This window comes from Propylenella binzhouense (assembly GCF_009866965.1).
GTDB classification, from domain to species: domain Bacteria; phylum Pseudomonadota; class Alphaproteobacteria; order Rhizobiales; family Afifellaceae; genus Propylenella; species Propylenella binzhouense.
The window spans coordinates 1-25,884 of the sequence record NZ_SPKJ01000039.1 but is presented as its reverse complement, the minus strand read 5'-3'; the positions used below and the strand labels follow the sequence as shown (position 1 = coordinate 25,884).

25 protein-coding genes and 1 tRNA gene are annotated in these 25,884 nt (G+C 69.3%); 11 read left to right on the top strand and 15 right to left on the bottom strand.

Translation table 11 applies throughout. From position 1 onward, the window contains the following. Positions 1-124: 124 nt before the first annotated feature. The gene (rnd, locus tag E4O86_RS12345; RefSeq protein WP_161140844.1) at positions 125-1,321 is read left to right on the top strand and encodes a ribonuclease D; all 1,197 of its coding nucleotides are present in this window, start codon (positions 125-127) and stop codon (positions 1,319-1,321) included. 32 nt (positions 1,322-1,353) lie between these two features. Here the strand turns inward: rnd and ppx are convergent, their stop codons facing one another. The 5 genes from ppx to E4O86_RS12320 are packed head-to-tail and all read right to left on the bottom strand — an operon-like array spanning position 1,354 to position 7,462. Continuing rightward, positions 1,354-2,904, bottom strand: coding sequence for an exopolyphosphatase (ppx, locus tag E4O86_RS12340; RefSeq protein ID WP_343039153.1), 1,551 nt, complete (start codon positions 2,902-2,904; stop codon positions 1,354-1,356). Then, positions 2,864-5,059 carry an RNA degradosome polyphosphate kinase gene (locus E4O86_RS12335; RefSeq protein ID WP_161140843.1) on the bottom strand — a complete coding sequence of 732 codons (2,196 nt, stop codon included), beginning with the start codon at positions 5,057-5,059 and terminating at the stop codon, positions 2,864-2,866. The genes ppx and E4O86_RS12335 overlap by 41 nt, the downstream gene beginning before the upstream one ends. Before the next feature lie 59 nt (positions 5,060-5,118). Continuing rightward, complete coding sequence (locus E4O86_RS12330) at positions 5,119-5,823, bottom strand: HdaA/DnaA family protein (protein WP_161140842.1); 705 nt, start codon at positions 5,821-5,823, stop codon at positions 5,119-5,121. After that, the gene (locus E4O86_RS12325) at positions 5,823-6,956 is read right to left on the bottom strand and encodes an AI-2E family transporter (protein WP_205520857.1); all 1,134 of its coding nucleotides are present in this window, start codon (positions 6,954-6,956) and stop codon (positions 5,823-5,825) included. The genes E4O86_RS12330 and E4O86_RS12325 overlap by 1 nt, the downstream gene beginning before the upstream one ends. Continuing rightward, positions 6,920-7,462: a CDP-alcohol phosphatidyltransferase family protein gene (locus E4O86_RS12320; protein ID WP_161140841.1), complete on the bottom strand. Its 543-nt coding sequence runs from the start codon at positions 7,460-7,462 to the stop codon at positions 6,920-6,922. Before E4O86_RS12320 ends, E4O86_RS12325 begins: the two co-directional genes overlap by 37 nt. Positions 7,463-7,549: 87 nt before the next feature. Between E4O86_RS12320 and purM the strand changes: the two genes are divergently transcribed. Then, positions 7,550-8,614, top strand: a complete 1,065-nt coding sequence (purM, locus tag E4O86_RS12315) for a phosphoribosylformylglycinamidine cyclo-ligase (protein WP_161140840.1) — start codon at positions 7,550-7,552, stop codon at positions 8,612-8,614. A 4-nt stretch (positions 8,615-8,618) separates the two neighbouring features. Then, positions 8,619-9,281 carry a phosphoribosylglycinamide formyltransferase gene (purN, locus tag E4O86_RS12310; protein WP_161140839.1) on the top strand — a complete coding sequence of 221 codons (663 nt, stop codon included), beginning with the start codon at positions 8,619-8,621 and terminating at the stop codon, positions 9,279-9,281. A 43-nt stretch (positions 9,282-9,324) separates the two neighbouring features. On the opposite strand, the gene E4O86_RS12305 is transcribed toward purN, so the two are convergent. Beyond that, positions 9,325-10,386, bottom strand: coding sequence for a COX15/CtaA family protein (locus E4O86_RS12305; protein WP_161140838.1), 1,062 nt, complete (start codon positions 10,384-10,386; stop codon positions 9,325-9,327). A gap of 129 nt (positions 10,387-10,515) precedes the next feature. Here E4O86_RS12305 and E4O86_RS12300 point away from each other — a divergent pair, with 129 nt between their 5' ends. Beyond that, complete coding sequence (locus E4O86_RS12300) at positions 10,516-10,731, top strand: DUF2842 domain-containing protein (RefSeq protein ID WP_161140837.1); 216 nt, start codon at positions 10,516-10,518, stop codon at positions 10,729-10,731. Here E4O86_RS12300 and E4O86_RS12295 read toward each other — a convergent pair. Continuing rightward, on the bottom strand, positions 10,728-11,813 hold the full coding sequence (locus E4O86_RS12295) for a polysaccharide deacetylase family protein (RefSeq protein WP_161140836.1): 1,086 nt from the start codon (positions 11,811-11,813) through the stop codon (positions 10,728-10,730). The genes E4O86_RS12300 and E4O86_RS12295 overlap by 4 nt on opposite strands. Continuing rightward, the gene (locus E4O86_RS12290) at positions 11,810-13,876 is read right to left on the bottom strand and encodes a GumC family protein (RefSeq protein WP_161140835.1); all 2,067 of its coding nucleotides are present in this window, start codon (positions 13,874-13,876) and stop codon (positions 11,810-11,812) included. Before E4O86_RS12290 ends, E4O86_RS12295 begins: the two co-directional genes overlap by 4 nt. A gap of 126 nt (positions 13,877-14,002) precedes the next feature. Between E4O86_RS12290 and E4O86_RS12285 the strand changes: the two genes are divergently transcribed. The 4 genes from E4O86_RS12285 to E4O86_RS12270 all read left to right on the top strand — a co-directional run bounded on the left by E4O86_RS12285 (position 14,003) and on the right by E4O86_RS12270 (position 17,602). Next, the gene (locus E4O86_RS12285; protein WP_205520855.1) at positions 14,003-14,584 is read left to right on the top strand and encodes a polysaccharide biosynthesis/export family protein; all 582 of its coding nucleotides are present in this window, start codon (positions 14,003-14,005) and stop codon (positions 14,582-14,584) included. Between the two features lie 97 nt (positions 14,585-14,681). Then, positions 14,682-16,208 carry an undecaprenyl-phosphate glucose phosphotransferase gene (locus E4O86_RS12280; RefSeq protein ID WP_161140834.1) on the top strand — a complete coding sequence of 509 codons (1,527 nt, stop codon included), beginning with the start codon at positions 14,682-14,684 and terminating at the stop codon, positions 16,206-16,208. Further along, positions 16,205-17,491 (top strand): O-antigen ligase family protein, encoded by a 1,287-nt coding sequence (locus E4O86_RS12275; protein WP_161140833.1) that lies wholly within the window; start codon positions 16,205-16,207, stop codon positions 17,489-17,491. The genes E4O86_RS12280 and E4O86_RS12275 overlap by 4 nt, the downstream gene beginning before the upstream one ends. 34 nt (positions 17,492-17,525) lie before the next feature. Beyond that, positions 17,526-17,602 (top strand) — tRNA-Pro (locus E4O86_RS12270). A 120-nt stretch (positions 17,603-17,722) separates the two neighbouring features. On the opposite strand, the gene E4O86_RS12265 is transcribed toward E4O86_RS12270, so the two are convergent. The 6 genes from E4O86_RS12265 to E4O86_RS12240 form a co-directional block, all read right to left on the bottom strand. Then, positions 17,723-18,265: a MerR family transcriptional regulator gene (locus E4O86_RS12265; RefSeq protein ID WP_161140832.1), complete on the bottom strand. Its 543-nt coding sequence runs from the start codon at positions 18,263-18,265 to the stop codon at positions 17,723-17,725. 10 nt (positions 18,266-18,275) lie between these two features. Next, positions 18,276-18,599, bottom strand: a complete 324-nt coding sequence (locus E4O86_RS12260) for an integration host factor subunit alpha (protein WP_161140831.1) — start codon at positions 18,597-18,599, stop codon at positions 18,276-18,278. 99 nt (positions 18,600-18,698) lie between these two features. Then, the gene (locus E4O86_RS12255) at positions 18,699-19,670 is read right to left on the bottom strand and encodes a beta-ketoacyl-ACP synthase III (protein WP_161140830.1); all 972 of its coding nucleotides are present in this window, start codon (positions 19,668-19,670) and stop codon (positions 18,699-18,701) included. Further along, positions 19,667-20,722, bottom strand: a complete 1,056-nt coding sequence (plsX, locus tag E4O86_RS12250; protein ID WP_161140829.1) for a phosphate acyltransferase PlsX — start codon at positions 20,720-20,722, stop codon at positions 19,667-19,669. The genes E4O86_RS12255 and plsX overlap by 4 nt, the downstream gene beginning before the upstream one ends. An 82-nt stretch (positions 20,723-20,804) precedes the next feature. Beyond that, entirely contained in the window at positions 20,805-21,332 is a 528-nt protein-coding gene (locus E4O86_RS12245) for a YceD family protein (RefSeq protein WP_161140828.1), read from the bottom strand. After that, a complete protein-coding gene (locus tag E4O86_RS12240) occupies positions 21,329-21,880 on the bottom strand; it encodes a ubiquinol-cytochrome C chaperone family protein (RefSeq protein WP_161140827.1) in 552 nt (183 codons plus the stop codon). Before E4O86_RS12240 ends, E4O86_RS12245 begins: the two co-directional genes overlap by 4 nt. Positions 21,881-21,996: 116 nt before the next feature. Here E4O86_RS12240 and E4O86_RS12235 point away from each other — a divergent pair, with 116 nt between their 5' ends. Beyond that, positions 21,997-22,461, top strand: a complete 465-nt coding sequence (locus E4O86_RS12235; protein WP_161140853.1) for an outer membrane protein assembly factor BamE — start codon at positions 21,997-21,999, stop codon at positions 22,459-22,461. A 37-nt stretch (positions 22,462-22,498) separates the two neighbouring features. Here E4O86_RS12235 and carA read toward each other — a convergent pair whose 3' ends face one another. Beyond that, positions 22,499-23,707, bottom strand: coding sequence for a glutamine-hydrolyzing carbamoyl-phosphate synthase small subunit (carA, locus tag E4O86_RS12230; RefSeq protein ID WP_161140826.1), 1,209 nt, complete (start codon positions 23,705-23,707; stop codon positions 22,499-22,501). A 246-nt stretch (positions 23,708-23,953) separates the two neighbouring features. On the opposite strand from carA, the gene E4O86_RS12225 reads away from it, so the two are divergent. Both E4O86_RS12225 and dnaG read left to right on the top strand, forming a co-directional pair. Then, positions 23,954-24,403, top strand: a complete 450-nt coding sequence (locus tag E4O86_RS12225; RefSeq protein ID WP_161140825.1) for a GatB/YqeY domain-containing protein — start codon at positions 23,954-23,956, stop codon at positions 24,401-24,403. Positions 24,404-24,503: 100 nt separating this feature from the next. After that, the coding region (dnaG, locus tag E4O86_RS12220) for a DNA primase (RefSeq protein WP_161140824.1) at positions 24,504-25,884 on the top strand (1,381 nt) is incomplete at its 3' end.

Sequence of the window (25,884 nt, the reverse complement as noted above, 5' to 3'; positions counted from 1 at the left end):
AGTCGGCGCCTGCAGAGGAGTTCGGGAGACGGCCGGGAAAAGCGCAGATGGCCCGCCGGGTGTCAAGGCTGCCCGGCGGCGGCGAGGGGCGACAGCACGGCCCGCTTCCGCTATAGGCGCGGAAATGCCGAGCAGTTCTCCCGAATACCAGCTTGTCACCGATCCGGGCGCGCTTGCCGCGCTTTGCGAGCGGCTTGCACGAATGCCCTATGTGACGGTCGACACGGAGTTCATGCGCGAGAGCACGTTCTGGGCGCAGCTCTGCCTCGTCCAGATCGCGAGCACGGACGAGGTCGCCGTCGTCGATCCGCTCGCCCCCGGCATGGATCTCGGCCCGTTCCACGCCCTCCTCGCCAATCCCGGCGTGGTGAAGGTCTTCCACGCCGCCCGCCAGGACATCGAGATCTTCGTCAAGCAGACCGGCACCGTGCCGCATCCGCTGTTCGACACCCAGATCGCCGCCGCCGTCTGCGGCTTCGGCGACCAGGTGAGCTACGAGCAGCTCGTCTACCGGATCACCGGGCATCAGATCGACAAGTCCTCCCGCTTCAGCGACTGGGCCCAGCGCCCCCTCTCCGGCCGGCAGCTGAGCTACGCCGCCGACGACGTCGTGCATCTGCGCCAGGTCTATCTCGCGCTGAAGGCGAGCCTCCAAGAGCAGGACCGCAGCCACTGGGTCGCCGAGGAGATGGCGGTGCTCACCGACGTCGCCACCTATGTCACGCATCCCGAGGAAGCCTGGCAGCGCCTGAAGCTCAGGGTCAAGAAGCCGCGCCAGCTCGCTGTGCTGCAACGCGTTTCTGCCTGGCGCGAGCGCGAGGCGCAGCAGCGGAACGTGCCGCGCTCCCGGGTGCTGAAGGACGACGCCATCTACGAGATCGCCCTGCAGCAGCCGCGCAATCCGGAGAGCCTCGGCCGGCTCAGGAGCATTCCGAGGGGCTTCGAGCGCTCCGCCGCCGCGGCCGGCATCCTGAAGGCGGTCGAGGAGGCCTTCGCAATTCCCGAGGATGCGCTGCCGCGCATTCCGCGGAGCCGGCCGGCGCCCGAGCATGCAAGTGCCGCGGCGGATCTCCTGAAGGTGCTCCTGAAGATGGTCGCCGAGCGGAACGGCGTCGCTGCCCGCATCATCGCGGGCGCCGACGATCTCGAGCAGATCGCCGCGAGCGAGCATGCCGACGTGCCGGCGCTGCGCGGCTGGCGGCGCGAGCTCTTCGGCGAGCAGGCGCTCGCGCTGAAGCGCGGCGAGATCGCGCTCGCGCTCTCGCCGAAGGGCATGACGATCGTCGCCGCCGAGGGCCGGCCGCAGAAGGCGGCGGAATAGCCCTTCGCCGTCGCTCTTGCCGCGGCGCCCGCTCAGCCCTCGATCCGGATGACCGGATTGAGCCCGGCGAGGGCGGCGAACTGCTTGAGCCGCGTCTCGAGGCGCGGCGCGGCGAGCATGGCGAGGTCGGCGGGCAGCACGAGCTCCAGCTTCTTGCCGGCGCGGTGGATCCGCGTCCGCCCCACGACGCCGGGCATCGCGGCCGAGATGAGATAGGCGACGCGGAAGGCCCCCGCGAGCGCGCGCGCCCGCTCCGCGTAGCGGATCGGCGCGAGCTCGCGGATGCGCGAGCCGAGCTCGTCCTCGGAAAGCCCCGAATGGCGGTAGTAGACGGCGAGCGCGAGATAGACGCGGCCCGGATGGTCGACGCCCACGAACGAGGCGTGGGCGATGATGTTGAGGCTCTGCTCGCCGCGATAGTCCGGATGCGCCCGCCAGCCGATATCGGCGAGCAGGCATGCCGCCGCGCGCAGCCGCTTCTCCTCCGGCGTCTCGTCGACGCCGAGCGCCCGCAGCGCCTCGCCGGTCCAGGGGATCAGCTCCTCGCCGTGCGCGGGCGAGCGCGAGCGCAGGATCGAGAGCTCGCGCGCCGCCTCGACGAGCGGATCCTCGCGCTGCTCCTCGGCCGTCAGCTTGGAATAGAGATGCCCCTCCCTCAGGCCGAGCGCGGAGATCGTGACCGCCTTCGGCCGGCCCACGCGCAGGATCTCCGAGAGCACCAGCGCGCCATAGGGCAGCAGCGCCTGGCGCTGCTTGGAGACGGCGCTGATGCCGGCGAGCGTCTCCAGCGATCCGCGCGCCACCACCTTCAGGAACTCGTCGAACTCGTCCACCTCGATCGCATATTCGTGCATGACGTGGAGCGGGTAGCCGGTGCGGCGCATGTGCAGCCTGGCGAGCGAGCGCCAGGTGCCGCCGACTGCGTAGAAGGTGCGCCCCGGAAGCGAGCGCATCACCTCGGAGCCCTCGATCGCGCTGGCGGCGATCTGGCGCGCCGCCTTGAGCGAGTTGCGCGCATCCGTCTGGAGCCGCAGGCTGCCGAGCTTCAGGCTCTCGCCGTGACCGATCCGGCGGCCGCGGATGTCGGTGAGCTCCAGGCTGCCGCCGCCCAGGTCGCCGGCCACGCCGTCGGGCCGCATCACGCCGGCGATGACGCCGAGCGCGGAGACCTTCGCCTCGTCGGCGCCGCTGAGGACGGTCACCGGCACGCCGAAAATGCGCTCGATCTCCGCGAGGAAGGCGGCCCCGTTCGAGGCCTCGCGCGTGGCGGCGGTGGCGAGCACGTCGATCTCGACAACCTCCATCTCGCGGGCGAGCACGGCGAAGCGGCGGAGCGAGGCGAGCGTCTTGGCGACCGCGTCGGTGGCAAGCCTGCCGGTCGCGGCGACGCCCGCGCCGAGCCCCGCGAGCACCTTCTCGTTGAAGAGCGGCGTCGGCGAGCGCGCGAGGCGCTCGTAGACGACGAGCCGGACGGAGTTCGACCCGATGTCGACGACGGCGATCGGGCCGCGCCCGGCGATCCGCCCCTGCGCGGGGACCGGATCAGACCCGGATCGCGGGTCTGTAGCTGGGGAGTGTTGCACCCTTGAGCGACTTTCCACGTCCTGACAGGCTCGGATTCGTCATGAAGAAATGATGCGCATTGAAGGGTTCCTCGCCCTCCGCCGGCACGATCCGGCGCGAGGTGCCGTCGGCCAGGATGCGCCAGCTCTGCTGGTTGTCCTTGAGATTGGCAACCATGATCTGGTCGAGCACCTGCATGTGGACGGTCGGGTTCTCGAGCGAGACCATCGCCTCCACGCGCCGGTCGAGGTTGCGGGGCATCATGTCGGCGGAGCCGATATAGACGGTGGCTGCGTTCGAGGGGAGCCCCTGCCCGTTGCCGAAGGCGAGGATGCGCGAATGCTCCAGGAACCGCCCGACGATCGATTTCGCGCGGATGTTCTCCGAAAGGCCAGGCACCTCCGGCCTGAGGCAGCAGATGCCGCGGACGACGAGGTCGATGCGGACGCCCGCCTGGCTCGCGCGGTAGAGCGCGTCGATGATCTCGCGGTCGACGAGCGAGTTCATCTTCATCCAGATCTGCGCCGGCCGGCCGGCCCGCGCATGGCCGATCTCGTCGTCGATGTGCTGCAGGATGCGCTTGCGCAGGTTGAGCGGCGAGACGGCGATCTTCTTCACCTCCTGCGGCGGGGCGTAGCCGGTCAGGAAGTTGAAGAGCCGCGCCACGTCGCGCGCGATCACCGGGTCCGCCGTGAAGTAGCTGAGGTCGGTGTAGATGCGCGCGGTGATCGGATGATAGTTGCCGGTGCCGATATGGACGTAGCTCACGAGGCTCGCGCCCTCGCGGCGGACCACCTGCGACAGCTTCGAGTGCGTCTTCAGTTCGAGGAAGCCGTAGACCACCTGCGCGCCGGCGCGCTCGAGGTCGCGCGCCCAGCGGATGTTCGCCTCCTCGTCGAACCGCGCCTTCAGCTCGACGAGGGCCGTCACCGACTTGCCCGCCTCGGCCGCCTCGGTCAGCGCCCGCACGATCGGGGAATCGTTCGAGGTGCGGTAGAGCGTCTGCTTGATCGCCACCACGTCGGGATCGAGCGCCGCCTGGCGCAGGAACTGCAGCACCACGTCGAAGGATTCGTACGGGTGGTGGACGATGATGTCCTTCTGCCGGATCGCGGCGAAGCAGTCGCCGCCATGCTCGCGGATGCGCTCCGGGAAGCGCGGGGTGTAGGGCGGGAACTTGAGGTCCGGCCGGTCGACCGCGACGAGCTGCGAGAGGTCGCTGATCCCGAGCAGGCCCGGAATGATGTGCGTCTCGCTGTCGTCGACGCCGAGCGCCTGCTGGACGCGCTGCCGCAGGTCCTCCGGCATCTCCTCGCCGAATTCGAGGCGGATCACGGAACCGCGCCGCCGCCGCTTCAGGGCGCGTTCGAACGTGCGGACAAGATCCTCCGCCTCCTCCTCGATCTCGATGTCGGAATCGCGGATGACGCGGAACGCGCCCTGCCCGCGCACGAGATAGCCCGGGAAGAGGCGCGGGATGAACTCGATGACGGTGTCCTCGATGCTGACGAAGCGCATCGCTCCGTCGTCGCCTTCGCGCGGCAGGCGGATGAAGCGGGCGAGCGTTCCGGGAATGCGCACCAGCGCCGTCATCGGACGGCCGTCCTGGGCGGAGAGCTCGAGCGCCAGCGAGAAGCCGAGATTCGGGATGAACGGGAAAGGATGGGCCGGGTCGATGGCGAGCGGCGTCAGCGCCGGGAAGATCGCCTCCAGGAAGTGGTCGTCGAGCCATGCGAGATCGCTCTCGGAAAGCCCGGAGACCGGCAGGAGAACGATGCCGGTCTGGGACAGCCCGTCGCGGAGGGCCCGCCACTGGGTCTGCTGTTCGAGCACGAGCTCGCCGACCTTGCCGTCGACCTGCCGGAGCTGCTCCGTCGGCGTCAGGCCGTCGTCGCTCAGGGGCGCGATGCCCTCCCGCGCCTGCCCCTTCAGCCCGGCCACGCGGACCATGAAGAACTCGTCCAGATTGCTGCCGGAGATCGAAAGGAAGCGCAGCCGCTCCAGCAGCGGATGGTGCTTGTTGCCGGATTCCTCGAGCACCCTGCGATTGAATTCGAGCCATGAAATTTCGCGGTTGATGAACCGCTTGGGGCTCGCCGCAAGCTCCTGGTCGAGGACCAGCCCGCCCCCCGCCTCGGGCAACTCGCTGACCAATTCGTTCGCTTCCTGTTGCATGATTCCTTCCCGGATGAGGCCGAAGCGATAATCCGGCCTCACGGCGTCATGATGACAGCCTAGAGCGAGTCGGGAAACGCCTGCGCTTCGCCGGTCCTGGCGAGGACGGCGGCGGCGAGCGCACGCGTGATCGGCCGGCCGGCGACGAGCCCCTCCTCGTCCAGGGTGTCGACGAGCCGGACGGCAGCCGTGAAGGACCGCTCCATCCGCTTCACCATGAAATCGACGACGGCGCGGTCGACGTCGATCTGGCGGTCCGTGAACAGCTTGACGAGCACCTGGCGCAGCTGGTCCTCGTCTGGCTCGCCGAGACGCAGATGCGCGGCCAGCCGGAGCCGCGAGGCGAGATCCGGCAGCCCGACCTGCCATGCCGAAGGCGGCTCCCGGGCGGCGAGGAGAAGCGCCGTCCCGTTCTCCCGTGCCGTGTTGATGAGATGGAAGAGCAGCCGCTCGGGAATGCGCCCCGGCGCGATCCGGTCGATCGCGAGCGGCTGGCGGCCGAGCGCCGCGATGCTGCCGTCGGATTCCGCGTCGAGCCCGGAGACGATCGCCGCCCCTGCCCGCTCGGCCCAGATATGGACGAGATGCGTCTTGCCGGAGCCGGCCGGCCCGGAGAGGACGAGCACCGGGCCCGGCCAGTCCGGCCAGCGCTCCACGAAGGCGAGCGCATCGCGATTGGCCGGTCCGACGACGTACGAGCCGCGGCCGTACTGCACGTCGTGGCCGAGCGCGAGCGGAAGCTGGCGGGGTGTCGTCGTCGGCATCAGACCGAAGCGTCCGGCGGCAGCTCGGCGCTCCCGCCCTGATAGATCCGGCTCTCCTGGTAGCGCGCGACCGCGAACCGGACGAGCACGCCGAGCGCCGCCGTGAGCGGGACCGCGAGCAGCAGGCCCACGAATCCGAACAGCGAGCCGAAGGCGAAGAGCGCGAACATGAGCCAGACCGGGTGCACGCCGATGCTCGACCCGACGAGGCGCGGCTGCAGGATGTTGCCCTCGATGAACTGGCCGACGACGAAGATGCCGATCACCGCCGCGATCCAGATCCAGTCCGGCCAGAACTGCACCAGGGCCACCCCGACGGAGAGGAAGAAGCCGACGATCGTGCCGATATACGGAATGAAGCTGATCACGCCCGCGGTCGATCCGATGAGCACCCCGAAATTGAGGCCGACCAGGCTGAGCCCCACGGCATAGAACGTGCCGAGCAGGACGCAGACGGTGAGCTGGCCGCGCACGAAGCCGGCAAGCGTCGTGTCGATCTCGTGTCCGAGCCTCCGGATCGTGTCGACGTGCTCGCGCGGCAGGAGCGCGTCCAGGCGCTCGATCATGTGGTCCCAGTCGAGGAGGAGATAGAAGGCGACCACGGGCGTGACCACGAAGAGGCTGACGATGTTGACGATCGCCTGGCCGCCCGCCCACAGCGACGCGATGAGCGTTCCAAGCCATCCTGCGGCCTGTCCCACGAACTGCTGGATCGTCGCTCGGGCGTCGCCGCCGCCCAGGACCTCGGAAAGCTTCGCCGTGAACAGTTCGTCCGCGATCTCCTGCAGGCGCGTCACCAAAGCGGGGAGCCGCGCCAGGAATGTCATCAGCTGGCTGCCGAGGACCGGCACGAGCACGAGCAGCACCATGGCGAAGAGCAGCACGGAGACGAGCAGGATCGTGAGCGTCGCCCATAGCCGGCCGAGGCCCGCCCGCTGGAGCCGGTCCGCGATCGGATCGAGGAGATAGGCGAGCGCCATCCCCATGATGAAGGGCAGCAGGATATCGCTGAAGAGCCAGAGGAAGGCGAGCGCCGCGGCAAGCGCCGCGGACCAGAAGATGGCCTGACGCCGGAAGCTCAGTCCCTCTCGGCCGGTCAGGATCTGCCTCCGCCCGCCATGTGCCTCAGCCATCCGAGGAGATAGGCAGCGCCCGAAAGAACGGTCAAGGCGGCCGTGATGAGGATCATGGGGAGGAGCACGGGCTGAAGCGCGTCGGTGCCCGCTTCGCGGGCGAGGACCAGCGCGATGAGGATGATCTGGGCGGCGGTGTTGAGCTTGGAGATCCAGAGCGGATGGATCGCCACCGGATTGGCCAGCATGTAGGAAAGGGCGACCGCGCCTATGATCAGGAAGTCGCGGCTCACGACCAGGAGCGTGAGCCAGACCGGCAGATAGCCGTCCACGCCGAGCGAGACGAACAGCGAAACGAGAAGCGTCTTGTCGGCGAACGGGTCGAGATAGGCGCCGAGATCGGATGCGGCGCCGAACCGCTTGGCGATGAATCCGTCGGCCGCATCCGAGACGCCGGCGAGGACGAACAGGATCAGCGCGGCCGCGAACCATCCGCTGATCACGAACCAGACGACGACCGGAACAGCGAGAAGCCGCGCAAGCGTGATGAAGTTCGGGATGGTCACGTCAGGTTCCGAAAGTTGCTGTCGCGCCGAGCACCGGGCGCTCGCGGCCGCTTGCATTCACCACGTTCCGGCTCTAGGCGCTAGCCCATGGCCGGACAAGGACTGCCCCTCACCTATCGCGACGCAGGCGTCGACATTGACGCCGGCAACCGGCTCGTCGACCGCATCAAGCCGCTCGCCGCATCGACGCGACGCGAGGGCGCGCTCGGCGGCCTCGGCGGCTTCGGAGCCCTGTTCGACGTCCGGGCCGCAGGCTTCCGGGATCCGATCCTCGTCTCCGCGACCGACGGTGTCGGGACCAAGCTGAAGCTTGCCATCGACACCGGCCGGCACGACACGGTCGGCATCGATCTCGTCGCGATGTGCGTGAACGACCTCGTCGTGCAGGGGGCCGAACCGCTCTTCTTCCTGGATTATTTCGCGACCGGCGCGCTCTCCGTCGAGCAGGCGGGCGCGGTCATCGCCGGCATCGCCGAGGGATGCCGCCAGGCCGGGGCCGCCCTTGTCGGCGGCGAGACGGCCGAGATGCCCGGGCTCTACGCGGCCGGCGACTACGATCTCGCGGGCTTCGCCGTCGGCGCCGTCGAACGCGGCGACATCCTGCCGCGCGGCGTGTCCGAAGGCGACCTGCTGCTCGGGCTCGCCTCGAGCGGCGTCCATTCCAACGGCTTCTCGCTGGTCCGCCGGATCGTCGAGAAGGCGGGCCTCGGCTGGTCGGATCCCGCACCGTTCCGGCCGGAGGCGACCCTCGGCGAGGCGCTTCTCGCCCCGACCCGGATCTATGTGCGCTCCTGCCTGCGGGCGATCCGGGAGACCGGCGCCGTCCGCGCGCTCGCCCACATCACCGGCGGCGGCCTCACGGAGAACGTCCCGCGCGTGCTTCCGGACCATCTCGCCGCCGAGATCGACCTCGCCGCGATCGACGTGCCGGCCGTCTTCGGCTGGCTCTCGGCCGCCGGCCCGGTCGAGGAGGCCGAGATGCTGCGGAGCTTCAATTGCGGGATCGGCATGGTGCTCGTCGTGGGCGCCGGCGAGGCGGGACTCGTCTCCGACCTCCTCACCCGGTCCGGGGAGAGGGTCGCCGGGCTCGGCCGGATCGTCGCGCGCGAAGATGCGCCCGTCCGTTACGCCGGCCGGCTGCGGCTGCCCTGACGGCATGGCCCGCGTCAGAACCGCCGTCCTGATCTCGGGCCGGGGCAGCAACCTTTCCGCGCTCCTCGCCGCGGCGCGCGATCCCGCCTATCCGGCCGAGGTCGCGCTCGTCCTCTCCAACCGCCCGGAGGCGGCCGGCCTGCGCTTCGCGGCGGCGGCCGGCGTGCCCGCCATTGTGATCGATCACAGGCGCTATCCGACCAAGGCCGACTTCGAGGCGGACATCCAGGCGGCCCTCGATTCCGCCAAGGTGGAGATCGTCTGCCTCGCCGGCTTCATGCGCCTCCTCTCCGATTCGTTCGTGGCGCGCTGGCGCGACCGGATGATCAACATCCACCCGTCTTTGCTGCCCGCCTTCAGGGGGCTCGACACGCACCAGCGGGCGCTCGAGGCCGGCGTCCGGATCCACGGCGCGACCGTACACTTCGTTCGGCCGGAGGTGGATTCGGGCCCGATCATCGCCCAGGTCGCCGTCCCGGTCCTGTCCGGCGATGACGCCGAGACGCTCGCGGCCCGCGTGCTGGCGGCGGAGCACCGGCTCTATCCGCAGGCGCTTGCGCTCGTCGCGCGCAAGGTCGCCCGAGTCGTGGGCGAGCGCGTGCTCGTCGATGCCGAAGCGCCGGATCTCGGCGGACGCTCGCTCCTCGTTCCGGATCCGTCCGCCTGAAGCGCGGGCCCCGGCCGGGACCGGGGCCGAGATACGGAACCGGTCAGGCGGCGTGAAGGGTCGCCGCGTGCGCGACGCTTCCGCCGAGAAGGAGAAGCGCTACCGCCTGGTGGGCGAGCGCCAGCGGGAGGGGAACCACGAAGACCAGCGTCAGGATGCCGAGGCACACCTGGAGAGCGACGACGGCCAGCAGCATGCGCTGCTGGCGACGCCCCGTCTCCCCGACCAGCCGGTGCGAGAGCGCCACGTAGAGGAGGATCGCCGCGCTGAGGAGATAGGCGCCGATCCGATGGTTGAACTGGATGGTCGTGATGTCGTCGACGAGGCTGCGCCAGACCGATTCGAACGGCCAGAGGCCCTGCGGCACGAAGCGCCCGTCCATCAGCGGCCAGGTGTTGTAGGTGAGGCCGGCGTCATGCCCGGCGACGAGCGCGCCGAGCGCGATCTGCCCGAAGACGAGAACGACGATGCCGATGGCCGCCCGGCGGGTCCAGCGCGGCACGGTGGTCCAGCTCTGCTGGCCGATCCGGACATAGAGCGCAACGAGGGCCGAGAAGAACAGGCAGGCGAGCGTGAGGTGGAGTGCGAGCTTCACCGGTGCGACCGCCGTCATGCCGGGCTGCAGCCCGGAGGCGACCATGATCCAGCCGACCAGGCCCTGGGTGCCGAGAAGCACCCCCATTCCGAGGAGCGCGGTGCCGGTGCGGAAGTCGACCCGCCGGGTGACGGCCGCCCAGATCAGCCCGAAGAGGAAGACGGCCCCGATGAGCCGGCCGAGCTGGCGGTGGCTCCACTCCCACCAATAGATCGTCTTGAACTCGCGGAGGGTCATGTCCTGGTTCAGGACCCGGTATTGCGAGGTCAGGCGATACCGGTTGAACTCCTCCGTCCAGGCCGAGCTCGAGAGCGGCGGGACGGCGCCCACGACGGGCTTCCACTCCGTGATCGAGAGCCCGGAATCGGTGAGCCGTGTCGCACCGCCCACCACCACCATCGCGAACACCATCGCGATCAGGGTGCCGAGCCAGACGCGGAGTGCACCGCGCCCCTCTCGACGGGCGCGTGCCGCCGCGTGGTCGACCAAGGGCACTGCTGATACCGACATTCCGCCTCGTTAGCCGCGCGCGAAGACCCGGGCAAGTCCCCGCTGGCGCCGGTGACAGATCGCCGCTAGGTGTCGCCTCGGACGGCGGTCTTATGCCGGCGCGCCGGCGAACCGCCTCGAAGGATCGGAATGCGGCAAAGAATCCGGAAACTGGTGGGCACGCTGGTGCTCGTCGCCTTCGTACTCCTCTACGCTCTCGTCGTGATGACAATCGCGGCCGCAAAGCTGCCCGGCACGTCAAGCTGGGTGCAGCTCGCCTTCTTCGTGGTGGGCGGACTGGTCTGGGTGATCCCGGCCGCCGTGCTGGTCTGGTGGATGGCGAAGCCCGACCGGCCGCGCCCCTAGCCGGGCGAGCGCAGCCAGCGCGCGAGGCGCCAGACGTTCGGCACGAACAGGGCGGGATAGAGGCGCGGGTCCTGATATTTGCCGTTGAGCGAGATGCGCGGCAGGCCGTGACGCCGTCCGTCCCGCTCGATGCAGCCGGGCCGTGTCGTGAAGGAGGCGACGAAGCCCTCCTGCTCGGCAAGCTGCGCCTCGCGCGGGCCGGCCGCCGCCGAATAGCCGTACGGAAACGCGAAGGCCGTGGGTCGATACCCGATCTCCGCCTCGATCCGATCCGCGCTCTCCCGCATCTCGCGCCGCGCGACTTCTTCGGGCAGGCGCTTCAGCGCGGGATGCGTCATGGTATGGGCGCCGATGCGGCAAAGCGGATCGGCCGCGATCGCCCTCACCTCGTCGAAATCCATCACGAGCTCGGCCGCAAGCGCGGCAAGGTCGAGGCCGTGATCGTCCGCGACGCGACGGATTGCCGCGCGCTGCGCGAATTCGTCCAGCTCCGTGGTGAGATAGCCGGACCAGACGCGGAAGGCCGCCTCCTTCTCGGCTACGGTCCTGAGCGGCAGCTTCGGCGGGCCGCCGGGGACGGCCTCCAGAACGTCTGCCCCCGCTATGATCCGGTCGAGCGCCTCCCACCACAGTTCGGCGGTCCGATCGCAATAACCGGGGGTCACGAAGATCGTGAACGGGCAGCCATGCCGCCGGAAGACCGGCAGGGCGTATTCGAGATTGTCCCGGTAGCCGTCGTCGAGCGTGACGGCGATCCGGCGGTCGGCCGTTTCGGGAGCCGCCTCGAAGAGGCCATCGACCGTGACGAACTTCCAGCCGTTCCCTTTCATGGAAGCGATGAAGGAATCGAGGAATTCCGGCGTGATCGAGAGGTGCGCGTTCGGATCGAACGGGCGCGGATCGTCGGGACGCACGTGATGCAGCGTCACCGCCACGCTCGTGCCGTCCCGGCTCTCCAGCCAGCGGTCGGCATGCAGGAGCGCGAGCGCCCGCAGGCCCTGGCCCACCAGCCTGTCCCGCGCCCCCAGCCGCCGCGCGGCGGGCCTGGCGAACGCGCTCGGCGCCTTCATCTCCTTCGTCATGCGGCGACGGTCTCCGGTTCGGCCTCCACGCCGTCCTCGAGGCGCACGAGGATGGCGCTTCGCGCGCCGCGTTCGAGGACGTCCTGATAGGCGCGCCGGCGCTCGGCTTCGGAGACGCCGGCCCGGCAGAGCACCGCGGCGAGATCGGGCCTGACGTGCTCGTTCGGCCAGTCCTCGAGCGAGTCGGCCACCACGATCACCTTGTCGTAGGTGTGGGCGAGCGCCGCCACGACGAGGGTCAGCCGCTGGAGCGGCGGATCCTCGTCGGTCGCCCCGATCGCGATGTAGTGGACGCGCGAGGTGTCGTCGCGCCGGATCACCTCGCCGAAGGCGGCATTGCCGGCGAGCAGCTCGCCGAGGCCCGGTCCCTCGCCGCGCAGGGCCGGCGATCCCGGAACGCCGATGTCGAGAATGATCGGGCGGACGTTCTCCCGCGCCGCCAGCCGCGCGGCCGCGACCGCGATCTCGCCGGCGCCTTCCCCGCCCGCCAGCCCCGCGAAGAGCACCGTGCGGACGCCCGGCTGGACGAGCACCTCGGCGAGTTCGGCCGTCCCCGGCCGCTCCCGCGCGGCAAGCCGTGCGGCCGAGCCGAACACCGATGGCGGCTCGGCCGGCCTCGCGGGTTCGCCCAAGGCGTCCGGGATGGCGAGCGGCTCCCCTGCGATGATCCTGAAGGCGCGCCCGGAGGTGAATTCGCGGACGAGGATCGCCGTCGCGCCGAGGAGAAGGACCGCGAGCCCGACCACCACCGTCAGGAGGCCCTTCTTCGGCCAGGACGGCTTGCGCGGCGGAACCGCGCGCGAGATGATCCGGGCATCGACGGGCACGTATTCCGCATCGCTCCGGGCCACCGCCTCGCGGTACCGGCCGAGGAACGTCTCCAGCAGATCGCGCTGGGCCCGCGCCTCGCGCTCGAGCGCGCGCAGCCTGATCTCCTTCTCGTTGCTGCTCGCGACCGCCGCCTTCGCGGTGTTGAGATCCTTCACGAGCGAGTCCTCGCGCGCCTGCGCCACGCGCGCGGCGGTCTCGAGCGACTGGAGGATCTTCTGGGCCTCGTCGCGGACCTGCCGGTTGAGGTTGCCGAGCTCGGTCTGGAGCGCGGCGATGCGCGGATGCCCCGGCAGAAGGCTGGTCGAGAGCTGAGCGATCTCGGAGCGAAGCGCCACCTGCCGCTCGCGAAGACGCTGCATCAGCGGCGAATTCAGAACTTCCTGCGACGTCTCGAGCGAGCCGCCATTGGCGAGCACCTCCCTGACCAGGGCGGCGCGCGACTGCGCCTCCGCCCTCGCCGCCTTCGCGCGCGAGAGCTCGGCGTTGAGGTCGGTGAGCTGCTGGCTGGAAAGGCTCGTCGTCCCCGCCGCGTTCGACGAGGTGTCGAACAGGCCCTCGCTCGACTGGTACGCGGCAACGTCCGCCTCCGCCTGCTCGACCCGGCCGCGAAGCCGGTCGATCTCCCGCTCCAGCCACGCGGTCGCGGCCATCGACGATTCCTGCTCCGCCTTCTGCTGGAGGTCGACGAAGGCCTCCGCGATGGCGTTGGCGACGTCGGCGGCGAGCTGGGCGTTCGGCGCCTCGAAATCGACGCCGATCACGCGCGACTTGTCGATCGGATAGACCGAAAGCCGGGCGAAATAGGTGTCCATCACGCGCTCGCGCGTGGCGGCGGCGGGGGCCGGCCTCTTCATGCCGACCGCGATGAGGATCGAATCGACCAGCGACGGCTTGGCGGCCGGCTCGAATTCCGGCCGGTGCGTGAGGTCGAGCCGGTCGATGACCGTGGTTGCGATGTCGCGCGAACGCAGTACTTCCACCCTGCTCTGGATGGCCGATTCGTCGTAGCGTTCGGCCGTGACGGCCGCCGCGTCGCGCGGACGGGTGAGCGGCGATTCGCGGTCCTCGATCAGGATGCGCGTATCGGCGGTGTAGAGAGGCTCGACAGCGCTGAGGAGGACATAGGCGAGGATCGCGGCCACCACGGTGACCAGGCCCAGGATCCATGCATGCCGCCACAGGGCGGCGGCCAACGCGCCGAGGTCGAGTTCCGTCTCCCGGACATCACCCATGTCGATACCACTCCCAACCGAGGTCCCCAACCTGTTCCATCGTGGTTAGGTTGAAGTTAACGGCGCCTACTCTGCCGAAGGCGCGTCTTAGGGATGCGTTAACCATGCACAGCCAAGTTGGCCCCGATGCGAATCCTCGTTAATTGGCCACCTCTTCTTCGGACGCTGCTGCTCTGCGCGGTCCTTGCCGGTCTCGGCGGGTGCGCCGGCGAACGTCCGCCGCTTGCCTCCGCGTCCGCCACCGTCGAGGGCCCGTACCGGCTCGACAGCGGGGACGTGCTGCGGGTCGTCGTGTTCGATCAGCCTTCCTTGACGAACACGTACCGGGTCGACCAGGCCGGCAACGTCGCGCTTCCCCTGATCGGCGACGTGGCGGCCCGGAACGCGACCACCGACGAACTGCAGGCCCGCATCGCACAGCGCCTCGGCTCGACGGTCCTCAGGAAGCCGGACGTCACGATCGAGGTCGCCAACTATCGGCCCTTCTTCGTCCTCGGCGAGGTCGGCGCGCCCGGCCAGTACGAGTACGTCCCCGGCATGACGGCCGAGACCGCAATCGCCGCCGCCGGCGGCTTCACCGCGCGTGCGAACGAGCGGACGGTCCGCATCAGCCGGACCGTTGATGGCAAGCTCTACGAGGGTCGCATCGCCGTCGTGCAGCCGATCCGGCCCGGCGATACGATCTACGTCTCGGAACGGCTGTTCTGAAGGACAAGCGGCGAGTAACCCTAACTCAGTCAATATTTTGCTTTTTTTGACGGGTTTGGGCGTATGGGCGGCCGGATCGTCCCTCCTCTGGCCAGCCATGTCCGACATCACGATCGACCCGACCGCAGTCGCCTCCAGCGGCGCAGCCCTCGCCCCGAAACCGCCGGCCGGCGGCGTCGACACGCTGAGCGCGGCCGCAATCAATGCGGCGCGCGCGCTCAGCCCGCGCAAGGTCTCTCCCGTCCTCCTCGGCGCCCTCGCCCGGCTCGCCGATTTCGGCTCCCTCGCAGCGCTCGGGGCCGCCATTCTCTGGCTCTATGTCGCCGGGACGGACGATGTCGGCCTGCGCTACTTCGCGGCGCTCGCGCTGGTGCCGCTCGCCACCGTGATCCTGGTCGGCTCGTTCGGCGGCTACAGCTTCGGGGCCTACCGGCGCCCGGTCGTGCAGGTCGGCCGCACGGCCGGACTGTGGGCCGCCGTGTTCGGATGCTTCACCCTCGTCCTGTTCTTCCTCAAGATGGGCGAGGACTTCTCCCGCATCTGGCTCGCGACATGGTTCGCGAGCGGGTTCCTGATCCTGACCGCAAACCGGGTCGGCTTCACCCGGCTCGTGCACGGCTGGATCCGCGCCGGGATCCTCGAGCGGCGCGCGGTCCTCGTTGGCGGAGGGCCCGAGGGCGTCGAGCTGCTGCGGGCGCTGACGGCGGAGAAGGACAACGACATCCGCATCTGCGGCATCTTCGACGACCGGGACGAGACGCGCGTGCCGGCCGCCAGGCTTGGATATCCGCTCCTCGGCCGCATCGACGAACTCGTCGAGTTCGGCCGGCAGGCGGACATCGACCTCCTGATCGTGGCGCTCCCGCTCACCGCTGAGCGCCGCCTCGTCGAGCTCCTGCGCACCCTCTGGGTGCTGCCGGTCGATATCCGCCTCTCGGCCCAGTCCAACCAGCTCCGCTTCCGTCCGCGCTCCTATTCCTTCATCGGGGCCGTGCCGTTCCTCGACGTGTTCGACCGCCCGATCGCCGATTGGGACGCCGTGGTAAAGCGCACCTTCGACATCGTGATCGCGTCGCTCGCGCTGGTCGCCCTGTCGCCGCTTCTCCTCGCCGCGATGGCCGCCGTGAAGCTCGAATCCTCGGGGCCCGTCTTCTTCAGGCAGCGCCGCTACGGCTTCAACAACGAGGTCATCGAGGTCCTGAAGCTGCGCTCGATGTATCACGAGCGCGCCGACCTCGAGGCCCGCAAGGCGGTCACCCGAGGCGATCCGCGCGTGACCCGGGTCGGACGGATCATCAGGAAGTTCTCGATCGACGAGCTTCCGCAGCTCATCAACGTGCTTCGCGGCGATCTCTCGCTGGTCGGCCCGCGCCCCCACGCGGTCGGGCACAACGAACTCTGGAAGGAGGTCGTCGACGGCTACTTCGCGCGCCATCGCGTGAAGCCGGGCCTGACCGGCTGGGCTCAGGTCCATGGCTGGCGCGGAGAGGTCGACAGCGAGGAGAAGATCCGCCACCGCGTCGAGCACGACCTCTATTACATCGAGAACTGGTCGGTCTTCCTCGACCTCTACATCCTGCTCCTCACCCCGCTGAAGCTGATCGCCGCGGAGAACGCCTATTGAGCCTCCCGGCGTCCGCCGTCGCCAGGCCGACGGGCCTTCCCGTCCAGGCGCTTTCGGACGGCGTGCTCTGGCTGGCCGTCTTCTCGGGGGGCTTCGTGTTCTACGAGCCCTCGCCGCACGAGCTGATCTTCGCGGCCGCGATCCCGGTCTGGTTCCTGAGCGGCCTGCGGCTGCCGAAGAGCATCGGTCCGCTCGTCTGGCTGCTTCTCCTCTATGTCGCGGGCGGCATGCTCGCCATGACGCAGTCCTACGATTTCCGGCTGACGAACCAGCCGATCTTCGTTGCCGTCACGGCCTTCCTCGCGGTCACCGCCTTCTTCTACGCCTCGCTCGTCGCGCAGCGGCCCGACGCCGTCCGAATCGTGATCTCGGCCTATATCGCGGCGGCGATCGGCACCTCGCTCCTCGGCATGATCGGCTATTTCGGGCTGACGCCGAACGGGCTCTTCACGCTCTACGACCGCGCCGCGGGCGGCTTCAAGGACCCGAACGTCTTCGGTCCGTTCCTGGTCTTCCCGTTCGTGATCCTGGTCCGGCGCATCCTGACGGAGCCGCTCCGCCGGCTCCCGAAGAACGGAGGACTGGCCCTCGTCATCCTGTTCGGGATCTTCCTGTCCTTCTCGCGCGCCGCCTGGGGACTGACGGTGGTGTCGACGGGCGCGATGGCGCTCTTCCTCTTCATCAACGAGCGGCGCTCGTCGGTGCGCGCCAGATATATCGCGCTGTCGGTGTCGGGACTGATCGCGCTCGCCGTCATGCTCGCCGGCGTCCTGTCCCTCCCGGCGGTCCAGAAGCTTTATGTCCAGCGGGCGCAGATCGTCCAGGACTACGATGCCGGCCACCTCGGACGCTTCGAGCGCCACATCATCGGCTTCAACCTGATGCTCGAGCATCCGCTCGGCCTCGGCTACGCCGAATTCGGCAAGCTGTTGGGGGAGGACGAGCACGACATCTGGCTGAAGTCGCTCACGACCTATGGCTGGCTCGGCTTCATCGCCTTTCTCGCGCTCACCGTTTCGACGATTCTCGTCGGCTTCCCCCTCTGCTTCCGCTCCGGGCCGATGCAGGGCGTGGTCCAGGTCGCCTATGTCGTCTTCGTCGGCCACATCCTCGTCGCGACCGTCATCGACATCGACCACTGGCGCCACATCTACCTTCTGCTCGGCCTGATCTGGGGCACGCGCGCGCTCAACATGAGGCGGACGGCGGATCTCGTCAGGCCGCCGAAGCCGGCATCGGGCGCGGGCTATCGCGAAGTGCTGATCGCCGCGGTGCGCCCTTGAACCGCCGAAACGGCGCCACTATAGTCCGCGCCGTCGGAGCGTAGCGCAGCCTGGTAGCGCACCTGCATGGGGTGCAGGGGGTCGGAGGTTCAAATCCTCTCGCTCCGACCACTCCCCGGCTCCGGCGGCCATTCGAGGGCGCGGGAGACTTCGGTTGCGGCGGTCGAGCCGCGGCCGGCACAAGGGCCCCGCCGCGGCAAGCGGCGCAACGACCCGCATGCCCGGAACGGTTCAGCGTGCCTGATCGAGCATCCGCTTGGCTTCGAGAAGTTCGGTGAGGGCCGATTCGAGCAGCCGCCGCTCCGCTTCGCCCGATGCAGGGGACCGGGCGCGAGGCCGATGGTCCGCCTCCTCGGAGCGCTCGGGCTCGACCTGCCAGGCTTCCGCGCCGACCGGCTCGACCGGCTCGTCCTCCTCGCCCCAGGCTTCGACCGCCGCTTCCCTCTCCGGCCCGGCATCCGCGGCCGGCACCGAGGGTTCGGGGGTGGAGGCGGCTTCGACCGAGCCGCCCTGTCCGACCGCGATGACGAAGGCTACGCCCTTTTCCTTCAGCAGGCGCTGCACGCCCTTGATGGTGAACCCTTCGCCATAGAGGAGCACCTTGATGCCGCGCAGAAGCCCGACATCGTCCGGACGATAGTAGCGCCGTCCGCCGCCCCGCTTCAGCGGCTTGATCTGCGCGAATCGGGTCTCCCAGAAGCGCAGGACGTGCTGCGGGAGGGCGAGGTCCTCCGCGACCTCGCTGATCGTTCGGAACGCTTCCGGGCTCTTCATCTCGCGAGGTCTACTTGGCTGCCTCCGCCGGCACCGTCGCCAGGCCGGAATTCACCCGCTGCTTCATGATGTTGCTCGGCTTGAACACGGTCACCCGGCGCGGCGGGATCGGGACCTCGAGCCCGGTCTTGGGATTGCGGCCGACCCGCAAGCCCTTTTCACGTACGACGAAGGAACCGAACGACGACAGCTTCACGCTTTCGCCGCGGACGATCGATTCGCAAATTTCCTGCAACACCATTTCCACCATGGCGGCGGATTCAGCGCGCGACAGACCGAGACGTCGATAGACGGCCTCCGCCAAGTCCGCGCGCGTGACTGTCTTGCCCCCCATAGGCCACCCGCAGCTTGAGATAACGCCCCCGGCCGGAACCGGGCCGGCCAACCCTATGGATGGCCACGAACGCGGTCAACCAGTGTGGCAGCAAACGATCTACCAGCGCAGCAATACGGATCCCCAGGTGAAGCCGCCCCCCATCGCCTCGAGCAGGACGAGGTCGCCGGGCTTCACGCGCCCGTCGCGGCAGGCTTCGTCGAGGGCGAGCGGAATCGAGGCCGCGGACGTGTTTCCGTGATGGTCGACGGTGCAGACCACCTTTTCCGGCGCGATGCCGAGCTTCTTCGCGCTCGCGTCGATGATCCGCTTGTTGGCCTGATGGGGGACGAACCAGTCGACGTCGTCCGGGCCGGTCCCGGTTGCGGCGAAGGCCTCCTCGATCACGTCCGTGATCATGCCGACCGCGTGCTTGAACACCTCCCTGCCCTCCATCCGGAGATGGCCCACGGTCCGCGTCGAGGACGGTCCGCCGTCGACATAGAGCTTCTGCTTGTGCTGGCCGTCCGAGCGCAGATGCGACGTGAGGATGCCGCGGTCGGCGTTTCCACCCGCCTCTTCCCGCGCCTCGAGGACCACGGCACCCGCGCCGTCGCCGAACAGGACGCAGGTGGTGCGGTCGGTCCAGTCGAGAATCCGGCTGAACGTCTCCGCCCCGATCACGAGCGCGCGCCGGAACTGGCCGGTCCGCAGGAGCGCGTCGGCGGTCGAGAGCGCGAACACGAAGCCCGAGCAGACGGCCTGGAGGTCGAAGGCGGCGCCGTGGCGGATTCCGAGCCGGTCCTGGACTGTCACCGCCGACGCGGGAAAGGTGTTGTCCGGCGTCGACGTGGCGAGCACGATGAGGTCGATCGCCTGCGCGTCGAGGCCGGCATCGGCAAGCGCCTTCTCGGCGGCGGCCAAGGCGAGGTCGGACGTGAGCTCCCCCTCGGCCGCCACCCGCCGCTCGCGGATTCCGGTCCGCTGCACGATCCATTCGTCGGAGGTGTCGACGATCGTGCCGAGATCGGCGTTCGTCAGGACCTTCTCGGGTAGATGACTGCCGATCCCGAGTACCACGGATCGGATCATGCGCTGAGCGCTCCGGCGCGGATCGGCTCCGGCCCCGCCACCTCGATGCGGTGGCGCGCGATCTGGAGCACGAGATCGTGCCGTGCCATGTCGCGTGCCAATTCGACGGCGCTCGCGAAGCCTTCCGCGTCGGTGCCGCCGTGACTCTTTATCACCATTCCGTTCAATCCCAGAAACACGCCCCCGTTCACCTTGCGGGGGTCCATCTTTTCGCGAAGGCGGTCGAAGGCAGAGCGGGCCAGGAGATAGCCGAGCCGCGCCATCAGCGTGCGCGACATCGCCGCCCTCAGATATTCGGAGATCTGCCGGGCGGTGCCTTCCGCGGTCTTGAGCGCGATGTTGCCGGCAAAGCCCTCCGTGACCACGACGTCCACCGTTCCGCGCCCGAGGTCGTCGCCTTCGACGAAGCCGTGATACTCGAAATGGGTCTGCAGGCTCTCGCGCAGGATGCGGGCCGCCTCCCTGACCTCCTCGACGCCCTTGATCTCCTCCACGCCGACATTCAGCAGTCCGACGGTCGGCCGCTCCAGGTCGAAGACCACCCGGGCCATGGCCGCGCCCATGACGGCGAAATCGACCAGCATCTGCGTGTCGGAGCCGATCGTCGCGCCGACGTCGAGCACCACGCTCTCGCCGCGCAGCGTCGGCCAGATCGCCGCGATCGCCGGGCGCTCGATGCCCGCGATCATCTTCAGGCAGAACTTCGACATCGCCATCAGCGCGCCGGTATTGCCGGCCGAGACCGCGGCCTTCGCCTCGCCGTCGCGCACGGCCTGGATCGCCCGCCACATGCTGGACTTCCAGCGCCCCTTGCGGAGCGCCTGGCTCGGCTTGTCGTCCATCTGGACGACGACCTCGCAGTCGTGCAGCACGGAGGCGTCGCGGAGCGCCGCATAATGGCGCAGCAGCGGCTCGACCGCGGCGGCGCGCCCGTAGATCGCGAATCGGAGATCGGGGCATCGCTGGAGAGCAAGCGCTGCGCCGGCAATGATCACGTCCGGCGCCCGGTCGCCGCCCATGGCGTCCAGCGAGATCGTGATCGGATCAGCCATTCATCCAGAGCGTCCTCGGCGCGGCCGGCGGACAATAGCGTCTGGTGCCGCCAAGACAAGAAGGAAGGCCGGGGCCATAGCGCTAGTTCCTCGGGGGCTTCAGGGCCCCGAGCGCGGCGAAGGGCGACTCCTCCGGGCCGGGCTCGTCCTCGACATGGCCGCCGAAATCCGTCTGCGGCGCGCGCGGATAGGGATCGAGGCCGAGCGCCAGATGCTCGGCGACGATGACGCCGAGATCGATTCGGCCGTTGCGGTAGACCTCCGGCCCGTCGGCCTCGAGGGCGTCGACGAAGACCTCCTTCTGGTGGCGGTTCTCGCTCTCCTCCTGCACCAGCAGGACGTCGACCGGCTCGACCACCTCCTGCGTCACCGGCTCGAGCGAGACGACGCAGGTCTGGACGACGCGGGCCCGCAGCGTCCCGCGCACGTTGAACGCCGACCCCCGCACCGGCCGGAGGGTGAGGTCGGCGGCGAGCGATTCGACCGCCGGAATCCCGAGATCCTGCGCCAGCGCGGTCCGCTGCACGGCATCCGCCTCGATGCGATAGCTCCTGCCCTGGTCGGATATGTCGCCGACCGGGACGGCGTAGGAGAAAGCGGGAGCGCTCATCGATTCGCCTCCATTGCTTCGGCGGGCGGGCCCGGATAGCGCACCGCGCCGGCGCGCCATTCCGCGAGATCGGCGTCCTCGAGGCCGGCGACGGCCTCGGCGAGATAGGCGGCGAGCCGCGCCGCGGCCTGACGGTCGGACCGCCCGAAGAAGATCGTCCGGTCGAGCACGTCCGCCAGCGCTTCCCCGCCCTGCCGGAGGCCGTCCCGGTAGGCGCTGATCCGGCCGGCGAACACGCCGTAGAGCTTCTTCAGGCGCTTCGGCACGCTGATGTCGCCGATCCCCATCTCGCGATGGACCGCGTCCATGTCGCGGACGAACGCCTCCGAGAGCCGGCGCGCCAGCTCCGGATCGCCGTCGGGGCGGTACATCAGCCGGTGGATCACCGGATAGAAGTGGAGGGCGAGCAGCTCGAATCGCCCCTCCACGGTATCCGGCACGCCGAGCCCCTCGTAGAATTCGGGTCTCCGCGCGGCGTCGACGACGGCGGCATAGAGCCGTTCGGCCGAATCGCGTTCCTCTCGGCTTCGGCGCCAGTGTCTCAGCATCGTTCTTTTCCAGCTTCCTGCGGGGTCGGGCCGGCGGACGGGCGCCGCGCCGGGTCCGCCGCACCATTGCCACGGAGAACGGTCACGGCTAGCTACGCGGCAGAGAAGGAATGAGCATGTTCTCCATGATCGCCAGGACCGGTTTCTTCAAGACTGCGGCGGCTGCGGCCACCCTCTTCGCGAGCACGCTGCTCACAGGCTGCATCGGCGAGACCTTCCATCGCGGATATGTAATGTCGCAGACGGCGATCGAGCAGGTCCCGATCGGCGCGCCCCGCGAACAGGTTCTCGTGGCGCTCGGCACGCCGTCCACCACGGCGGATTTCGGCGGCGAGGCCTTCTACTACATCTCCCAGACGGCGTCCCGGCCGGTGGCGTTCATGAACCCGCACATCGTCGACCAGCACGTGCTCGCCGTCTATTTCGACGAGAACCAGCAGGTCCGGCAGATTGCGGATTACGGCCTGAAGGATGGCCGCGTCTTCGACTTCGTGGCGCAGACGACGCCGACCGCGGGCAAGGACTTCTCCTTCATCAGCCAGCTCCTGTCGGCCGCCGGGAACTTCGGCGCCGTCCAGTAGCAGAAAGGCGGGCGGGGGAAATCCTCGGCCCGCCTCCTCAGCTCGCCTCGGCCAGGTCCCCCTTCTCCGCCGCGCGCCGCTCGCGCATGAGGTCGACGAACCGGCCGAAGAGATAGTGGCTGTCCTTCGGGCCAGGCGAGGCCTCCGGGTGGTACTGCACGGAGAAGACCGGCCGGCCCTTGAGCCGGATGCCGCAATTCGAGCCGTCGAAGAGCGAGACATGGGTCTCCTCCACGTCGGCCGGCAGGCTGTCGCGGTCGAGCGCGAAGCCGTGGTTCATCGACGTGATCTCGACCTTCCCGGTGGTGAAGTCCTTCACGGGGTGATTCGCCCCGTGATGACCCTGCCCCATCTTGGCCGTACGTCCGCCGAGCGCGAGACCCAGCATCTGGTGGCCGAGGCAGATGCCGAAGGTGGGAACACCCGCGTCGACCACCTCACGGATGGCCGGAACGGCATATCTTCCGGTCTCGGCCGGGTCGCCGGGACCGTTCGACAGGAAGACGCCGTCGGGATCGTGGGCGAGGATGTCCTCCGCGGTCGCCGTCGCCGGCAGCACGGTGATCCGGCAGCCGCGGCTCGCCAAGAGCCGCAGGATGTTGCGCTTGATCCCGTAATCGACCGCCACGACGTGGAATTCCGGCGCCTCCTGGCGCCCGTATCCGACGCCGTCCTGCCAGGCCGTCTCGTCCCAGGTGAAGGTCTGCCCGGTGGTGACCTCGGGCACGAGGTCGAGGCCGGCCATCGAATGAAGCGCCGCCGCCTCGCGCACCAGCGCGTCGCGGTCGAACTCGCCCTTCGGATCGTGCGCGATGACGGCGTTCGGCATGCCCCTGTCGCGGATCAGCGCCGTCAGCGCGCGCGTGTCCACGCCCGTCACCGCCACGATTCCCCGCGCCTTCAGCCACTGGTCGAAGTCCCGGGTCGCCCGCCAGTTCGACGGCGCCGTGATGTCCGCGCGCAGGACGCAGCCCCGCACCCCGGATGCCTGCGCCATGTTCACGGTCTCGATGTCGTTCTCGTTGGCTCCGACATTGCCGATATGCGGGAAGGTGAACGTGACGATCTGGCCGGCATAGGACGGGTCGGTCAGGATCTCCTCGTAACCCGTCATCGCCGTGTTGAAGCAGACCTCGCCGGTCGCCTTGCCGACCAGGCCGGCGCCCGTTCCCTCCACGATCGTGCCATCGGCGAAGACGAGCAGGGCCGTCGGCTTCGCTTCGCTCCAGGGCGGGGTGATATCCATGCTGCCTCGTCGCTGACCGCCGGCGTCCGGACGCTGTTGCGGCCGGGCCTACGATCCCTATATATTGCGTGCTTGTGCGCTGCATCATGCAGCGGACGGAAACGTAGTGACCGGCTCGGGGCTCGTCAACGCAAGCGGGGTGATCGGCCGATCCAACGGCCGCGCTCAATCTTTGACTTTCATGACAAGATGATGGCTTTGCAGCCGGGCGGACCCGCCCGGGTCGCAGCTATCCCGAGGTGTTCGATGCGCGAGGCGTTCAACGACGCTTTGAAGGAAGCAACCAAGAGCCGCGACAAGACGCGGATCGCGACGCTGCGTCTCATCCTGGCCGCGATCAAGGACCGGGACATCGAGGCGCGCGGCAAGGGCCGCGACGGGGTCTCCGACGAGGAGATCCTTGGCATTCTCGCCAAGATGATCCGGCAGCGCGAGGAATCCTTCCGCCTCTACGAGGAGGCGGGCCGGCTCGACCTCGCCGGCCGCGAGCGGGACGAGATCAAGGTCATCTGCGACTTCCTGCCCAAGCAGATGGCGGAGGAGGAAGTGAAGCAGGTCTGCCGGGCCGTGGTCGGCGAGGTCGGCGCGAACGGCCTGCGCGACATGGGCCGCTGCATGGGCCTGCTCAAGGAGCGCTATCCCGGCAAGATGGATTTCTCCAAGGCAAGCGCCGTCGTGAAGGAGATCCTGAAGTAGGACCCCCGGGCGCCGTCCCGCCCTGTGAAAACCGGGGACGACGGCGCACTCTTGCGAATAGACTTGCTTTCTCGTTCGGCAGTGCTGATCCGGGTTCCCGATGCGCTTTCCCCCGCACCTCCTAGACGAGATCCGAGCCCGCATCCCGATCTCGGAGGTCGTCGGGCGGCGGGCTTCCTGGGACAAGCGGAAATCCAATCCGGGCCGCGGCGACTTCTGGGCCTGCTGCCCGTTCCACGGCGAAAAGACGCCCTCCTTCCACGCGGACAACCGCAAGGGCCGCTATCACTGCTTCGGCTGCGGCGTTTCCGGCGACCATTTCACCTTCCTCGTCGAGGCCGAGGGACTGACCTTTCCCGAGGCGGTGACGCAGCTCGCCGAACAGGCCGGCGTGCCGCTGCCGAAGGAGGATTTCCGCGACGCGGAGCGCGAGCGGATCCGCACCTCGCTCTACGACGTCACCGAAGCGGCGGCGCGGTTCTACGAGGCGGCGCTGCAGCAGCCGGAGGGCGCACGGGCGCGCGCCTATCTGCGCGACCGCGGGCTCGGGCCCGACACGCAGCGGCGGTTCCGCCTCGGCTATGCGCCCGCGAGCCGCAACGCCCTGAAGGAGGCTCTCGCCGGCGCCGGCCTTTCCCAGGAGCAGATGGTGGAGGCGGGCCTCCTCGTCGCGGGGGCGGACATTCCGGTCTCCTACGACCGCTTCCGCGACCGCGTCATGTTCCCGATCACGGACCTGCGCGGCAGGGTGATCGCCTTCGGCGGCCGCGCGCTCTCCCCCGAGGCGCAGGCGAAATATCTCAACTCCCCGGAGACCCCGCTCTTCCACAAGGGGCGCGTCCTCTATAACGGCCACGCCGCACGCGCGGCATCCCGCAAGTCGACGCTGATCGCGGTCGAAGGCTATGTCGACGTGATCGCCTGCGTCGGGGCGGGCTTCGAGGCGACGGTGGCCCCGCTCGGGACGGCGCTCACGGAGGACCAGCTCCGCCTGCTCTGGCAGATGGCGGACGAGCCCCTGCTCTGCTTCGACGGCGACGAAGCAGGCCTGAAGGCGGCGTTCCGTGCCGTGGAGACGGCGCTTCCCCACCTGAAGCCCGGCCAGAGCCTCCGCTTCGCCCTGCTGCCGGAGGGACAGGACCCGGACGATCTCATCCGCCGCGACGGCCCGGCCGCCTTCCGCCAGGTGATCGAGGAGCCGCATCCGCTCGTGGACATGCTGTGGCGGCGCGCGGTCCACGGCCAGCGGCTCGATACGCCGGAGCGCCGGGCCGGGGTCGAGCGCATGCTGCGGGAATCGGTCGCGACGATCGGCGATCCGGACGTCCGCCGCCATTACGAGGCCGCGGTCCGCGAGCGGGCGGCGCGCGAATTCGGCGGTGCCCGCGGCGGCGGATTCCAGAGGAGCGGCGCGGCACGGCGCGGCCGCGACCAGCGCCGGTTCGGCCCCTTGGGCACCGGCGCCGACGAGGCGCCGTCGG